Genomic DNA, 14903 nt, shown 5'->3' on the forward strand with positions numbered 1-14903 from the left:
CGAAAACGATGTCTCCCTCTCCCCGTGGGAGAGGGTCGGGGTGAGGGCACCAGCCCGCAGTGGAGTTTAGCGGCTAAAATGCCTCCTGACGGCACTTTTTCCCAAAGCCGTCACCAACACCTCCCTGTACCCCGCCACCCGCTGGATCCACCCTTTGCTTTCCAGATGAATAAGCAGCGCCGCGCCAGCTTCGCCTCCGAGGTGAAACCGCCGCTCGCTCCAGTCCAGACAGGCGCAGCAGGCCTTACGGCGCGGATGAGCGCTTAACGACACGCCGAGTTTCAGAAACTGCTCCCGGCCATACAGCGTGAGCGCTGAACCGTCTGCCTCCAGCCAGCCTTCCGCCTGCATGAAATCGTAGATCTTTACCGCCACCGCGCCCGCCAGATGATCGTAGCAGGTCCGCGCCTCCCGCATGGCCTTCGGCGCGGTGGTTTCCGGCGGCGCAATGCGGCTCCAGGAGAGCCCCATCATCTGTTCGACCAGCTCCGCCACGTCGTGCCCCGCCAGACGATAGTAGCGGTGCCGCCCCTGAGACAGACAGGTAATCAACTTTCCCTCCACCAGCCGGGCGAGATGCCCGCTGGCGGTCGAGGGGGCGACGTCTGCCGCGGTGCTCAGTTCAGTGGCGGTCCACGCCCGCCCGTCCATCAGCGCGCACAGCATCTTCACGCGCGACGGATCGGCCATTGCCGCCGCCACCGCCGCAATGGCCAGCTCCAGCGCCGCGCCGTTATCAGTCGGTAAGCTTGTCTTTAACATGTGCTGCCCAGGGTTCGGTGATCTCTGCGGCCAGCTTATCATCATCCGTCAGCAGAATAAGGTGATTCGCATGGTCGCTGTACTGGGTAAGAACAGACACGCCGCGTGCCGCCAGCGCCGCCGCAATTTCACCCAGCTCGCCGGGACGCGACTGCCTGAGTTTTCTGATCACCGGCTTTCGCACCGCCTGCACGGTAAACCCGGCCTCCACTAGCACGCGGCGGGCTTTTTCCCCGTCCTCCACCAGGAAATGGGCATCGGTACCGAATACGCCGCCACCCTCAAGCCCTACGCCGTTGCGCCCCAACAGCTGTCCAAAGCGCGCCAGCTCGCCGGGCCCGTCGCGGAAAATCACGTGAACGTCATACATCCGCGCGCCCTCCCGTTTCGGAACTGTACTCCCGCACCAGCTGCGCCACGCGAATACGGTAGAAAGAGAAAATTGACTCCCGCCCTTCGGCCTGCGCCGCCTGATGGAAGACGTTCTGCTTCCAGCGGCGGACGGCCTCTTCATCCCGCCACCAGGAAAGGGAAAGTATTTTGCCGTCGGTCGTCAGGCTCTGGAACCGTTCGATATCGATAAAGCCGTCGATGTCGGCCAGCAAAGGCTTAAGCTCTGCGGCAAGTTGGAGGTAGCGCGCCTGATGGGCAGGCGCAGCTTTGGCTTCGAAAAGGACTGCGATCATGATGGTCTCTCCGCTGTGATGTTGAGGAGAGAATGCAGGATGGAAAAGCACAATGCTTCGGTAAAGAGCGAAGCTTTAGCCCAGAACCGACCTCGGCTCCATAAACGCGCGGATCCCCCACTCGCCCATCTCGCGCCCCACGCCGGAGTGCTTAAACCCGCCAAACGGCGCTTTCGGTTCATGGGCCAGAGTGTTCACCAGCACGCGACCGGAAACAATCTGCTGCGCCACGCGGCGCGCGCGGTCCGTACCGCCCAGCACCACCGCGCTCAGGCCGTAGTCCGTGTCGTTGGCAATGGCAATCGCCTCCGCCTCGTCACGATAGGGAATTACGCACAGCACCGGGCCAAAAATCTCGTCGCGGGCAATCGTCATTTGGTTGTTCACGTCGGCAAACAGCGTCGGGCGCACAAACCAGCCGTCCTGCGTGCCTTCCGGCCGCCCCTCGCCGCCCGCCAGCAGGCGCGCCCCCTCTTCGACACCTTTGCGGATATAGCCCTGCACCCGCTTCCACTGCTTTGCGCTGACCATCGGGCCGACGTCCGTTGATTTATCGCGCGGGTCGCCGGAGTTCACCGCCGCCACGGCCTGCGCCAGCGCGGTTTCGATCTCCGCCTTACGCGAGTAAGGCACCAGAATGCGCGTTCCGGCCACGCACGCCTGCCCGCTGTTCATAAACCCGGCCTGAATGACAAGCGGGATCGCCTGCGCCAGATCCACGTCATCCAGCAGGATCGTCGGCGATTTCCCGCCTAACTCCAGCGTCACACGCTTAAAGCTTTCCGCCGCGTTGCGCAGGATCGCCTTGCCGGTATGCGTCGAACCGGTAAACGAGATTTTTGCCACGTCCGGATGGCGGCTGATTGTGTCACCGACCATCTCGCCGCGCCCGGTGACGATGTTAAACACGCCCGGCGGCAGAGCCGCATCGCGCAGCGCTTCGGTGACAATCTGCGTTTGCAGGGCGCTCATTTCGCTCGGCTTAATCACCGCCGTACAGCCCGCGGCCAGCGCTGCCGCCAGCTTGCCGCAGATAAATCCTGCGTCGCTGTTCCACGGCGTAATCAGCCCGGCCACGCCAAGCGGCGTCATCTGCACCGTGGCTGCGCCCGCGGGGGTGACGAATTCAAACGCCTCCAGCGCCTCAATCGCCTGAGCAATCACCTCCGCCGGATAGCTGGCCATCCACGCCGAGCGCGAGGCGGGCGCGCCGTACTCTTCGATGACAGCTTCCAGCAGATCGTCGTGACGAGCGGCCACGGCGGCGTGCATACGTTTTAGCGCGGCAATGCGCTCCTGCTTTGTCGTCTGCGACCACGCGGGGAACGCCGCTTTTGCCGCCGCAACGGCGCGCGCTGCGTCAACCTCATCCGCCAGGCGTACCTGCCCGATGACCTGCGCCGTCGCCGGGTTGTATAAATCAAACCGTTCGGTGCCGTGCGGGGTAACAAATTCGCCGTTAATAAAGATCTGTTCGATAGTGTGCATATAAACCTCCTCAGGCTGTGTGGGCACAGTCTGGCACGGCTTCTCCGTTGCGATAATCCACGCTATGCTGCAAGGGTTGTTTCGATTTTCAGGATAATCTATGCATCGTTCAGGTCTGACAGAGCTGGAAGTGGTTATGGCGGTGGTGCGGCGCGGCAGCTTTCGCGGCGCGGCGCAGGAGCTCGGCATGTCCGCCACGGCGGTCAGTAACGCCATCGCCGGGCTGGAGAGCCGCCTGGATACCCGCCTCTTTAACCGCACTACCCGCAGCGTGGCGCTCACCGACGCCGGACAGCGCTACGTGGCGCGCGTTGGACCGGCGCTGCAGGAGATCCGCCTCGCCAGCGAGGAGATCCACAGCGACACCGGGGAACCCGCCGGCACGCTGCGTCTGAACGTGCCGAACCATATCGGCACCCTGTTTCTGGACCAGCTGCTGATCGACTTTATGATCCGCTACCCGAAGATGCGCGTGGAAACCGTCAGCGAAGCGCGCATGATCGACATCGTCGCGGAAGGCTATGACGCGGGGATCCGCCTTGAGGAGTCCGTGCCGCAGGACATGATAGCCGTGCCGCTGACCGGGGAGATCCGCCAGCTGGTGACCGCCACGCCGGACTATTTTGCCCGTCACGGTACTCCGCTGACGCCGGACGATCTGCTTTCACATCAGGGGATCGGCATGCGCATGGCCCACGGCGGGATCTACCGCTGGGAGCTGGCGCGTCGGGGGGAAACGTACGCCCTTGCCATACCGCCGCGCTTTGCGACATCCGATCTTTTCGCCTCGATCCGCGCCGTAAAGGCGGGATTAGGGGTAGGATTTTTGCCGGAACTGTATATCCGGGAAGAGCTTGAGCGTGGAGAGCTGGTGAGCGTTTTAAACGACTGGGCGCAGCCCTTTGCCGGGCTGCGCCTGTATTACCCCGGCCATCGCCACGTTCCGCCGGGACTGCGGGCGCTGGTGGCGATGATCCGCGAGCGCGGGATTATTCCAGGTTAGCCTTATTCAGCCCGTAAGCCGCGTCCAGCGAGCCGGGCGCCATGCGGGAGGTGATCCCCAGACGGTTCCAGGCGTTGATCGCCACGATGGCGAAGTTCAGCTCTGAAATCTCCACGTCCGAGAAGTGCTCCGCCACGCTGCGGTACAGCGCGTCGCTCACCCCGTGAACGCCAATCTGGGTCAGCGCTTCGGTGAAGGCCAGCGCCGCTTTCTCGCGGGCGCTGAACAGCGGGGACTCGCGCCAGGCCGCCAGATGGTACAGGCGCAGCTCGCGTTCCCCGGCGATTTTGGCCTCTTTAGAGTGCATATCCAGGCAGAACGTACAGCCATTCAGCTGCGACACGCGAATGTCGATCAGGTGCTTCAGCGCCGGGTCGATGGAGGTTTTTGCCACCTCCATGCTCAGGGCAGACAGCGCGTTGGCGAGGGCAGGTGTAACTTTATGGTGGTTAACGCGAGTGCTCATTGTCTTTCCTCTTTTTGTGCGGCATGTGCCGTGCGATGAGGCAAATCTACGCCGTTCATGACATAGTAAAAAGATACAAAAAGCGTGAAATGAGGTAGGACATGAAGCCGGGCTATCACGACATTTATTCCCGCTATCGCGACAACATCACGCGCGGCGTGCTGAAGCCGGGCGATAAGGTGCCTGCCATCCGCGTGCTGGCGGAAGAGCTGAAGGTGGCGCGCAAAACCGTCGAAACGGCGTACGCCATTCTGACGGGTGAAGGGTATCTGGTGAGCCAGGGCGCGCGCGGCACGCGGGTCAACCCGGATTTACTGCTGCCGGATAACAATGCCCCTGCGGAACAGCCTACCGGCACGCTTCCGGCCTCGCTTATCAGCCAGCGCGAGCGGGCCGGATTTCTGCGCCCTGGCATCCCCGCCCTCGACAGCTTCCCGTATAAAAAATGGCTGCTGCTGGCGGGCCAGGCGACGCGCGCCATGCGTCAGGAGGAGATGCTCAACCCGCCCGTCCTGGGCTGGTATCCGCTGCGCCAGGCCATCGCCAGCTATCTCAATATCTCACGCGGCTTGTCCTGCACCGCCGAACAGGTGCTGATCACCAGCGGCTACAGCGGCAGCCTGCGGCTGATCCTCGACACCCTCGCCAGCCGCAGCGACAAGGTGGTGTTTGAAGATCCGGGCTACTTTATGGGCCAGCAGCTGCTGAAGCGGATCGTGCCGCGCCTGCACACGGTGCCGGTCGATCGCTGCGGCATTGATACGGACTACCTGCTTCGTCACCATCGTGACGCGCGTTTTGCCATCGTCACCCCCTCGCACCAGAGCCCGCTGGCGGTGACGCTCTCCCTGCCGCGCAAGCAGCAATTGCTCGACTGGGCCAACCAGAACGAGGCGTGGATCATCGAAGACGATTACGACGGGGAGTTTCACTACACCCGCAAGGTGCTGCCGTCGCTGAAAAGCCTCGACCAGCACGACCGGGTGATCTTTATGGGCACCTTCAGTAAAACCATCATGCCGTCGCTGCGCATGGGCTACGTGGTGATGCCCGCCAGCACCGTCGGAGCCTTTACCGACTGCGCGGATATCACCACCAGCGGCCAGCCGGTGCTGACGCAGAAGATCCTCACCGCGTTTCTCAACGAAGGGCATTTTTTCCGCCATCTCAAGAAGATGCGCGCGCTGTATCAGACCCGCCGCGACTGGATGATTGCCGCCCTGCGCGAGGTGTATGGCGATCTGTTTTTCACCGAGCAAAACGACGGCGGGATGCATATCGTGGCGTTTCTCGCCAAAGGGAGCTGCGACCGGGAAGTGGCTCGCTGCTGGCAGGAACAGCAGCTGCAGGTCAATGCGCTCTCGGAGTGGTATCGCGGGTCGGGCAAACGCTACGGGCTGGTGATGGGCTATAACAACGTGCGGTCGTTTCAGGAGGCGCTGGAGCTGCTGGAAAGGCCGAAGCGGCAGACGCTCGCGCTGTTGAGCTGAAAAACGCCGGGTGGCGGCTGCGCCTTACCCGGCCACGGTTTAAATATCATTGCGGGATAACCCAACGTCCTTGAGCTGCTCGTCGCTCATCTGGCTCAGGATGCGGCGGGTGCGGTTGATGCGGTACCAGTTACGCAGCGTTTTTGCGATCCAGACAAACACAATAAACGGACGTTTTGAACGATTCTCGTAGAATTCCATAATGCTCTCCTCACTGTGCCAGTGGGGTTATCATCCTGGAAATCGACCTGCGCAATACAGATGCAAAAACAACTTTTGTTTAACATACAGATCCGCTAAAACGGTATCTGCATGCCGGTTTTTGCGGCAATCTGTACTGGTTTAATAATCTGTATGGTGAAAATAAAGGATACAGCATGACACGCTATCAACACCTCGCCAACCTTCTGGCAGAACGCATTGAACAAGGGCTGTATCGCAGCGGCGAGCGTCTGCCGTCGGTGCGCGCCCTGAGCCAGGAGCACGGCGTGAGCATCAGCACCATACAGCAGGCCTACCAGATCCTCGAAAACCTTCAGCTGATCACCCCCCAGCCGCGCTCCGGCTATTTTGTCTCGAAACGCAAAGCCCAGCCGCCCGTCCCGGCGATGACGCGCCCGGTGCAGCGCCCGGTGGACGTCACCCAGTGGGATGAGGTGATGATGCTGCTGGACGCCCGCGCCGACAAAGAGATGATCTCCTTTGGCGGCGGTTCGCCGGACATTAACCAGCCGAGCCTGAAGCCCCTGTGGCGCGAGATGAGCCGCCTTGCGCAGCATAACCCAAGCGAGATGCTGAGCTATGACGTGCTCGACGGCCGCCTTGAGCTGCGCGAGCAGATCGCCCGCCTGATGCTGGACGGCGGCTCTACCGTCTCGGCAAGCGACATTGTGATCACCAACGGCTGCCACGGCGCGCTGTCGATCGCCCTGCTCTCGGTGTGCAAACCGGGGGACATCGTGGCGGTGGAGTCGCCATCTTTTCACGGCACCATGCAGATGCTGCGCGGGTTTGACATCAAGGCGATTGAAATTCCCACCGACTCTGAAACCGGGATCAGCATTGAGGCGTTAGAGCTGGCAATGGAGCAGTGGCCGATCAAGGCGGTGATCCTGGTGCCCAACTGCAATAACCCGCTCGGGTTTATCATGCCGGAAGCGCGGAAAAAACAGGTTTTAGCCCTCGCCCAGCGGCACGATATCGTGATTGTGGAGGATGATATCTACGGTGAGCTAGCGGCGGAGTACCCGCGCCCGCGCACCATTCACTCGATGGACATCGATGGCCGCGTGATCCTCTGCAGCTCGTTTACCAAAACCGTGGCGCCGGGCCTGCGCGTCGGCTGGATTGTGCCGGGGCGCTATTACGACCGGGTGATGCACATGAAATACGCCGCGGGCGGGTTTAACGTGCCGGGCACCCAGATGGCGGTGGCGGCGTTTATTCGCGACGGCCATTACCATCGCCACGTGCGCCGTATGCGCCAGATTTATCAGCAGAATATGGAAACCTACACCTGCTGGGTGCGGCAGTATTTTCCGGCGGAGATTTGCGTCACGCGCCCGCAGGGGAGCTTCCTGCTGTGGGTTGAGCTGCCAGAGAAGGTGGATATGGTGTGCGTCAGCAAGCAGCTGTGCCGCCTGAAGATCCAGGCGGCGGCCGGGTCGCTGTTTTCCGCCTCCGGGAAGTACCGCAACTGCCTGCGGATCAACGTGGCGCTGCCGCCGACGGATAAGCATCGCGAGGCGTTGAAGAAGATGGGCGAGGCGATTGTGATTGCGATGGAGGAGTAGTACGTTTTTAGCGCCGGTGGCGCTACGGAATAAAGTGGCCGGGTAAGGCGAAGCCGCCACCCGGCAAAATCAACGACTCAGAACTTCCACGAAACGCTGCCCACAATGCTGCGTTCTGCGCCGAAGTAGCAGTAAGAGAGCGAGTTACACGCCGCGACGTAGCTTTTGTCCGTCAGGTTATTGACGTTCAGCTGTGCGCTCACGCCCGTGAGCCCCACTTTTGACAGGTCATATCCCACGACCATGTCCACCAGCGTGTACGACGGAAGCGTATGGGTGTTCTGGCGATCGCTGACGATCCCGTTGACATAGCGCACCCCGGAGCCGACGGTCAGGCCGTCCAGCGGGCCGGTTTTGACGTCGTAGCTCAGCCAGGCGCTGGCCATGTTACGCGGGGCATAGACGGCGCGCTTGCCCTCCTCTTCCGGGCTGCTCTTCTTATAGCGAATATCCGTGTAGGTGTACGCCGCCTGCATGCGCAGGCTGTCGGTCAGCTGACCAATCGCCTCCAGCTCAACGCCTTCGGATTCGATTTCACCGATGGAACGGTACGGATCGGTCGGCTCCTCTTTGGTGGCAATGTTCTTCTGGTTGATGCGGAACACCGAGGCGCTGAACTGGCTGTTCATCCCTTCTGGCTCATACTTCACGCCCGCTTCCCACTGCTTGCCCTTCATCGGATCCAGGATATTGCCCTGCTCGTCGGCAAAGCTGGTCGGCGTAAAGGCGGTGGAGTAGCTGACGTACGGCGCAACGCCGTTATCAAACAGATACAGCAGCGCCGCGCGGCTGCTGAAGTTGTTTTTATCCAGATCGCTGCGGGTGTGGTTGAAGTTGTCGACGTTCGACACGCTCACCTGGTCGTAACGCCCGCCAAGCGTCAGGCGCCAGCGGTCAACGGACATCTGATCCTGTAGGTAGTAACCGGTCTGGCGAAGCTTATGCTTTTCCCTGCTGTACTGGGTGATGTAGTCCGGCTTCGCACCGTAAACCGGGTGGAAGGCGTCAATCGGCGGGAAGCCGCCATAGTAGCCGGTCACGTTGTTGGTGCGGTCCTGGTAGTCCATGCCGATCAGCACGCGGTGGTTCACCGCCCCGGTGTCGAAGCTGCCGTCGACCTGGTTATCCAGGGTGATGGCGTTCATCTTCTCGTCAGAGCCGGAATAGCCGCGGTTCAGCTCGGTGTCATTCAGCCAGCCTGCGGCATACACCTGGTTCAGCTCCACTTTGGTGTGCAGGTAGCGCAGCTTCTGGCGCACGGACCAGCCGCTGTCAAACAGGTGCTCAAGGTTATAGCCGACCATGTTTTCCCGACGATCGTACTTGTCGTAATCGTCTTCACCTTCAAAGAACGTGTTGGAGATTTTCTTCCCGCTGTGCGGCACAACCGTGCCCTCATACGGCAGGCCGGAGTGGCTGCCGCCTTCCGGATCGCGGTGCAGGTAGGCCATCAGATCCAGACGGGTGTTATCGGTGATACGCCAGGTCAGGCTCGGCATCAGCGCGTAACGCTCTTCCTTCAGCGGATCGAACTGGGAATCGGCATAGCGGGTCATCCCGCTGAGGCGCACCGCCACGCGGTCATTATCATCAACCGGGCCGGTGACGTCGAACATCGCCCCACGCTGGCTATTGTTCCCGGCGAAGAGCTTGATCTCCCCGCCCGGATCGAACGACGGCTTACGGGAGGTAAGCGCCACAATCCCGCCCGGCGATGAACGGCCATAGAGCACGGAGGCCGGACCGCGCACGACTTCGATACTGTCCAGGAACCACGGATCAACCACCAGCGAGCTGTGGGAGTTGGTGTCGCCCATCATCTTCAGGCCGTCCAGGTAGACGTTGTCGAGGCTGCCGTCAGAGAAGCCGCGCAGCACCATGTAGTCAAAGCGGTTAGACGCCCCAATCTGGTTGCTGTAGACCCCCGGCGTGTAGCTCACGGCCTGACGCACGCTGGTTGCGCCCTGCTCTTCGAACTGCTCGCGCGTGACGATAGAGACCGACTGCGGAGTTTCAATATCCGGCGTTTCAAGCTTGGTGGCCGCAGACTGCATCTGCGAGGTCACCACCACGGTGTCAGTTTTTTGCGCATCCTGCGCCAGTAAAGGAAAAGCGACGCTACCGGTAACCCATCCCACCAGCAGTGCCAGACGCGATTTAGCAAACATAACCCTCTCCAGAGATATTTCTTATTGTTAATAAGAATTATTACCTTTTTGAGAGTGCAAACGGCTATGCGCGCCGCCAGGTTACGTATGCGCGATGCTAAACCGCACGGGATACGTTCGCGCGATGGGCGAAATTACGTTAGCGGAGTTTGCGCACGTCGCCCGGTGAAATCCCGTAATGACGACGAAACGCGGTGGCGAAGTTAGTGGCATGCTGATACCCGCACATCCAGGCCGCCTGCTGCACGCTGTGGCCTTCCAGCAGATAGCGGCGCGCCAGCGCAAGGCGACAGTCGCGAAGATAATCGAAGAGGGTGCAGCCGTAGCGCTGACGGAACTTGCTGCGCAGGCTGCTTGGGCTCATTGCAGCCAGGGCTGCCAGCTGCGCGAGTGTATGATCCCGTTCAGGAGACTGTTCCAGTATGCTCCGTACGCGTTCCAGGCGCGCATGCTCAGGGCGGCTCGGGCAGGGCTGCTGGCGCTGGTTCAGGCCGTGGCCGAGCAGCTGGTACATCAGCCCCTCCAGCAATAGCTTACGCGCGAGCACGCTTCCCCTCTGCTGCTGCGCATGCTGAATGCCTGACATAACAAACTCGGGAACGTGCCAGACAAACGTGGGTGTATTCAGGTTTTGCCATTCCAGCAGCAGCGACTCAAGCAGGGCTTCACGCCCGGCTTCATGCGGGTACACGCCAAACGAGAGCGTTTTCAGCGAGCTGTCGGCGTCGTGACGCGCGCTCATCACCTGTTCCTCACTCAGACGGGCGCTGAACGCCATGCCGGGACGAACGTGATAGTCGATGCCATTGAGCGCGATCGTAACGCACCCTTCCAGGACTACCAGCATATAGAGCGGGCTGCTGTGGCGAGATGTGGTTTCGTAGGGTTGTAATACATGCACATCGGAGTGAGTCAGCGAAATGCCGGACGAGAGCGTCATCTCTTCCACATTCCCCTGCAACACCGGGCTGCCGCTGATCTGCTCCCCTTTTAACAGCGGGAAACGGTAGTCGATGCCGTAGCGCTCGCCGAATACCTGAAAATCCTCAACAAAAAATATGCGTTTCGCTGATCTATTTTCACTCTGGAGCATAATTCGGGGCCTGCATCGGGAAAAGGACAGGAAAAACAGTACCATCCCTTTGCCATATCAGCAATCACCGGGCGCAGACACTATTACGCTCCGGACTAAGCCGGAGCGAAGATATATATTCCTTTACGAGAAATATATTTATGCTTCCTGCCACTCAGCAAAAACCTCTTTATGGTTTTTGGTCAGGATAACTTTATTATCTTCGACCTTATCGACCCAGCCGAGAGGAATAAAGTGGTGCTTGCCGCCTGATTCAGGGTCACTCTTAGCAAGCTTGATACGCTCGCCGTCTAAATGGTCCACAACCCCGACGTGCGTTCCGCAGCTGGCGACAACCTGAGTGTGATCCTTAATTGCGCTTTTATCTACCATAATCATTCTCCTGTTTCGGTTATTTGCCTGTTGCACGAAAAATAACTGTAGCGCATAAATTCAGGCTTAAAAGGCTTATTAGCATTTTGAAACATCATTGACAGAATGGAATATGATGTCTATTTAAAGCCGAAATGAAAAAAAAATAAGAATGAGATGAATTATTTCCGACTGATTATTTCCCGATCATAATTAAATTATCGCAACCAACGAGGAGGTATTTATGACGATTCGCAACAATAATCGGGCAGAAATTTCGCTGGCTCTTGGTGAAGCGGTCCTGGACATCGTGCAAAAAGGCCATGAGGTATCGCGAGAGAATCTCGCCCAGGCGATGAAAATCAAAGCGGAGAAAGAACGCGACGACGAGCGGCTTTTGAACTACTGGAAGGCGTGTAATATGCTGGTTTGAACGTAGCGGCGTTTAGGCTGACTAAACGCCGCCCCCTGTTACTCGTCGAAGTACCAGTAGCCCTGGTTAATCAGCTCGGTGAGTTCGTCAACAAACGCCGGGTTTTTCAGCGCATCGCCCAGCTCGGCCTGGCCGAGCTCGGTGTAGCGGCACAGCGCATCCGCGCCCTTCGCGTCTACCGTCTCCAGCTGTTCACTGTTGATGAAGAAGCTGCCGTTAACGTTCAGCACGCGCAGGCCGCTCAGGCGCGACAGCGTTTCGCCGCCCTGCAGCGCGTCCAGCACCTCGTCTGCCGAATACGGCGGCTCGGCGGCGGCGATATCCAGCTCGTGGCGCGGCGTGGAGACGAAGCTGCCAAACCATTTCGTGAAATCGTCCGGCTTGCTAATCATGTCGATCATCATCTGACGGATACGATCGAGCTCGTACTGCTCCACGCGGCCCGGGTGCTCGCGGCAGGTCAGATCCGGATCGCTGTAGTGCTCGCCGCCCAGATCGTTTTCCAGCGCGTAGTCGGCAAAGCTGCTGATCAGATCGCGGCCGTTCGGCCCGCGGAAGCCGACGGAGTAGTTCAGCGCGGTTTCATGGGTGAAGCCGTCATGCGGGAATCCAGGCGGAATATAGAGGATATCGCCCGGCTCAAGATCTTCGTCGATGATCGGCTCAAACGGATCCACGTGCAGCAGCGCCGGATGCGGGCAGAACTGACGCATCGGCAGCTTGTCGCCCACGCGCCAGCGGCGGCTGCCCATCCCCTGAATGATAAACACGTCGTACTGATCGATATGCGGACCCACGCCGCCGCCCGGCACGGAGAAGGAGATCATCAGATCGTCCAGACGCCAGTCCGGCAGGACGCGGAACGGACGCACCAGCTCTGCGGCGGGCATATGCCAGTGGTTCACCGCCTGCGCCAGCAGCGACCAGCCGGTTTCGCCCAGACCGTCAAAGTGCTCAAACGGACCATTGCTGGCCTGCCATTTGCCGTTAGCGTGGCTCACCAGACGGCTATCGACTTCCGGCTCCATCGCCAGGCCTGCCAGCTCGTCCGGGGTAATCGGGTCGACAAATTTCGGGAAGGCATTTTTCAGCACTACGGGTTGTTTTTGCCAGTATTTCTCAAGAAATTCCGGCCAGTTCAGGTTCAATTGATACGCCATGGGTAGCACCAGTGAGAGGGGAAACAGGCGCGATTATAGGCAAGAAGGCAGAGGGGGAACTTGTCATGGGTCAAACGAGCGCGCGTAGGTCGGGTAAGGCGAAGCCGCTACCCGACATGTACACGGCGGTAAAACTTAATCCAGGTTCAGCTCGTCGTAATGGGTAATCAGTTTGCCCACGATGCCGTAGTCCAGCGCTTCTGCCGGAGACATCCAGTAGTTGCGGTCGGTGTCTTTTTTCACTTTTTCCAGCGGCTGGCCGGTGGCATCAGCGATCAGCTTGTTGACGCGATCCAGCATGCGGATGATCTCGCGCGCTTCGATCTCAATATCCGTCGCCTGACCGCGCACGCCGCCCAGCGGCTGGTGGATCATAAAGCGGGTATTCGGCAGCGAGTAGCGGTGCTCTTTTTTCGCTGCCAGGAAGATGGTGATCCCGGCGCTCGCCACCCAGCCGGTGCCGATGACGTGCACTTCCGGGCGGATGAACTTGATGAAGTCGTGAATGGTGTCACCCGCTTCCACGTGGCCGCCCTGGCTGTTGATGTACAGCTTGATCGGATCGTTGCTGACGCTTTGCAGCAGGATCATCTGGGTAATGACCTTCTGCGCCAGCTCCTGGTTGATCTCGCCGGAGATGACAATCGAACGAGACTCCAGCAGTTTTTGCTGCAGAGCGCCCGCGCCGCTTGACCCTTCCGCTTTGTCCTTGTCGCTTTCTTTCAGTGTGTAGTGCATTGTTGTTTCCTCAGCTTGTCGCGCTCAAAACCAGAGTGTAGCCTGTTTTATCGGTGAAAGTCCTCACAGACAAATAACGAGGGATCTTATGAATATTGCACATGTCGCACTCTGGACCCGCAGTCTTGAGGCCCAGGTTCAGTTCTGGGAAACGGTGTTTAATGGCCGCAGTAACGAACGATACGTCAGCAAAAACCGTCCGGGGTTTGAATCCCATTTTATTACCCTGGATGGCGGGCCGACCCTCGAGCTGATGACGCTGCCGGACCTGCCCGACGCCCCGTCGCACCCGGAGTTTATCGGCTGGGCGCATATCGCCATTAACGTCGGCAGCAAGGCAAAGGTGGACAGCATGGCCGAGCGGGCGCAGGCAAACGGCACGCTGCTCAGCGCCCCGCGCATGACCGGGGACGGCTTTTATGAAGCGGTAATCGCGGACCCGGACGGCAACCGCATTGAGCTTGTCGGTGCATAAAAACAGCGTTTCATTCCTTCACCGCCCCCGCCCCGGCTCGCTATACTTCATATGGTTATCATATTGTTAAATGATAATGATATTTAATGTGTTAAGATGAAAGTCAGCATAAACAGTCTCTTACGCCACCGTTGAGACTGTTTGCATCCTCGACATTTAAATCAGCACCGGGGCGGTGAATGGAACACATTGTGTATGTGGTTGATGACGATGACGCGGTCAGGCAGTCCGTAATCGGGCTGCTGGAATCGGCAGACTTAAATGCCATCGGCTTTTCATCAGCAGAAACGTTTCTTCAACACCGGTTTGAGGATCTGCCGTCGTGCGTGATCCTCGACATGCAGATGCCCGCCATCTCTGGCTTCGAGGTGGCGGACGCGCTCAAAGACAGCGGGCGCGAGATCCCGATTATTTTTCTCACCGGCCACGGCACTATCCCGATGTCGGTGCGCGCCATCAAAGGCGGCGCGTACGAATTTCTCACCAAGCCCGTTGAATCCGCCGCGCTTATCGACGCCATTGCGTCCGCGCTGCAGCTGGCGGAAAACAACGCCGTGCGCAATAAAGAGCACTACGCCCTGAAGCAGCGCCATTTGTCCCTCACGCCGCGCGAGCACGAGGTGCTTGAGCTTGCCATCACCGGCAAGCTCAACAAGCAGATTGCCGCCGAGCTGGGCGTCAGCGAGATCACGGTGAAGGTGCACCGCCGCCGCGTGATGGAGAAAATGCAGGTGCGCTCCGTGGCCGAGCTGGTCAGGGCCGTTGAGCGCCTGACCAAAAGCCAGCCTGCGGAGTAA

Annotated in this window: 16 protein-coding genes and 1 pseudogene; 6 read left to right on the plus strand and 11 right to left on the minus strand. The window is 59.6% G+C overall.

All coding sequences use genetic code 11. The features are described 5' to 3' along the window. Positions 1 to 66: 66 nt before the first annotated feature. The 4 genes from IM313_RS08370 to IM313_RS08385 form a co-directional block, all read right to left on the minus strand. Entirely contained in the window at positions 67 to 762 is a 696-nt protein-coding gene (locus IM313_RS08370; protein WP_192971562.1) for a helix-turn-helix transcriptional regulator, read from the minus strand. Next, the gene (locus IM313_RS08375; protein ID WP_192971561.1) at positions 737 to 1132 is read right to left on the minus strand and encodes an amino acid-binding protein; all 396 of its coding nucleotides are present in this window, start codon (positions 1130 to 1132) and stop codon (positions 737 to 739) included. The genes IM313_RS08370 and IM313_RS08375 overlap by 26 nt, the downstream gene beginning before the upstream one ends. Then, complete coding sequence (locus IM313_RS08380; RefSeq protein WP_028015378.1) at positions 1125 to 1448, minus strand: antibiotic biosynthesis monooxygenase; 324 nt, start codon at positions 1446 to 1448, stop codon at positions 1125 to 1127. The genes IM313_RS08375 and IM313_RS08380 overlap by 8 nt, the downstream gene beginning before the upstream one ends. A 75-nt stretch (positions 1449 to 1523) precedes the next feature. Next, on the minus strand, positions 1524 to 2936 hold the full coding sequence (locus IM313_RS08385) for an aldehyde dehydrogenase family protein (protein WP_192971560.1): 1413 nt from the start codon (positions 2934 to 2936) through the stop codon (positions 1524 to 1526). A 100-nt stretch (positions 2937 to 3036) separates the two neighbouring features. Here IM313_RS08385 and IM313_RS08390 point away from each other — a divergent pair, with 100 nt between their 5' ends. Then, positions 3037 to 3939 carry a LysR family transcriptional regulator gene (locus IM313_RS08390; RefSeq protein ID WP_192971559.1) on the plus strand — a complete coding sequence of 301 codons (903 nt, stop codon included), beginning with the start codon at positions 3037 to 3039 and terminating at the stop codon, positions 3937 to 3939. Here the strand turns inward: IM313_RS08390 and IM313_RS08395 are convergent. After that, a complete protein-coding gene (locus IM313_RS08395; protein ID WP_014882392.1) occupies positions 3926 to 4405 on the minus strand; it encodes a carboxymuconolactone decarboxylase family protein in 480 nt (159 codons plus the stop codon). The two genes, IM313_RS08390 and IM313_RS08395, sit on opposite strands and share 14 nt — an antisense overlap. 101 nt (positions 4406 to 4506) lie before the next feature. Between IM313_RS08395 and IM313_RS08400 the strand changes: the two genes are divergently transcribed. After that, positions 4507 to 5895 carry a PLP-dependent aminotransferase family protein gene (locus IM313_RS08400; protein ID WP_192971558.1) on the plus strand — a complete coding sequence of 463 codons (1389 nt, stop codon included), beginning with the start codon at positions 4507 to 4509 and terminating at the stop codon, positions 5893 to 5895. 39 nt (positions 5896 to 5934) lie between these two features. On the opposite strand, the gene IM313_RS08405 is transcribed toward IM313_RS08400, so the two are convergent. After that, positions 5935 to 6096 carry a DUF1127 domain-containing protein gene (locus IM313_RS08405; RefSeq protein ID WP_063154866.1) on the minus strand — a complete coding sequence of 54 codons (162 nt, stop codon included), beginning with the start codon at positions 6094 to 6096 and terminating at the stop codon, positions 5935 to 5937. A gap of 176 nt (positions 6097 to 6272) precedes the next feature. On the opposite strand from IM313_RS08405, the gene IM313_RS08410 reads away from it, so the two are divergent. Beyond that, on the plus strand, positions 6273 to 7688 hold the full coding sequence (locus tag IM313_RS08410; RefSeq protein WP_041911335.1) for a PLP-dependent aminotransferase family protein: 1416 nt from the start codon (positions 6273 to 6275) through the stop codon (positions 7686 to 7688). A gap of 77 nt (positions 7689 to 7765) precedes the next feature. On the opposite strand, the gene foxA is transcribed toward IM313_RS08410, so the two are convergent. From foxA to IM313_RS08425, 3 genes are all read right to left on the minus strand, one after another. Continuing rightward, positions 7766 to 9874: a ferrioxamine B receptor FoxA gene (foxA, locus tag IM313_RS08415; RefSeq protein ID WP_126296415.1), complete on the minus strand. Its 2109-nt coding sequence runs from the start codon at positions 9872 to 9874 to the stop codon at positions 7766 to 7768. Between the two features lie 121 nt (positions 9875 to 9995). After that, positions 9996 to 10949 (minus strand): AraC family transcriptional regulator, encoded by a 954-nt coding sequence (locus IM313_RS08420; protein WP_048999290.1) that lies wholly within the window; start codon positions 10947 to 10949, stop codon positions 9996 to 9998. 138 nt (positions 10950 to 11087) lie between these two features. Then, positions 11088 to 11321, minus strand: coding sequence for a DUF2171 domain-containing protein (locus IM313_RS08425; RefSeq protein WP_028015371.1), 234 nt, complete (start codon positions 11319 to 11321; stop codon positions 11088 to 11090). 223 nt (positions 11322 to 11544) lie between these two features. Here IM313_RS08425 and IM313_RS08430 point away from each other — a divergent pair, with 223 nt between their 5' ends. Beyond that, entirely contained in the window at positions 11545 to 11733 is a 189-nt protein-coding gene (locus IM313_RS08430; protein WP_047363975.1) for a hypothetical protein, read from the plus strand. Positions 11734 to 11771: 38 nt separating this feature from the next. Here the strand turns inward: IM313_RS08430 and IM313_RS08435 are convergent, their stop codons facing one another. Together IM313_RS08435 and IM313_RS08440 are read right to left on the minus strand one after the other, a co-directional pair. Next, on the minus strand, positions 11772 to 12893 hold the full coding sequence (locus IM313_RS08435; protein WP_192971557.1) for a cupin domain-containing protein: 1122 nt from the start codon (positions 12891 to 12893) through the stop codon (positions 11772 to 11774). 135 nt (positions 12894 to 13028) lie between these two features. After that, positions 13029 to 13634 (minus strand): annotated as a pseudogene (locus IM313_RS08440) (ATP-dependent Clp protease proteolytic subunit); the annotation flags it as partial. 85 nt (positions 13635 to 13719) lie between these two features. Between IM313_RS08440 and IM313_RS08445 the strand changes: the two are divergent. Together IM313_RS08445 and IM313_RS08450 are read left to right on the plus strand one after the other, a co-directional pair. After that, positions 13720 to 14106, plus strand: a complete 387-nt coding sequence (locus IM313_RS08445) for a VOC family protein (RefSeq protein WP_192971556.1) — start codon at positions 13720 to 13722, stop codon at positions 14104 to 14106. A 179-nt stretch (positions 14107 to 14285) separates the two neighbouring features. Then, positions 14286 to 14903, plus strand: a complete 618-nt coding sequence (locus IM313_RS08450; RefSeq protein ID WP_063942937.1) for a response regulator transcription factor — start codon at positions 14286 to 14288, stop codon at positions 14901 to 14903.

This window comes from Enterobacter cloacae complex sp. P2B (assembly GCF_014895985.1).
GTDB lineage: Bacteria > Pseudomonadota > Gammaproteobacteria > Enterobacterales > Enterobacteriaceae > Enterobacter > Enterobacter bugandensis.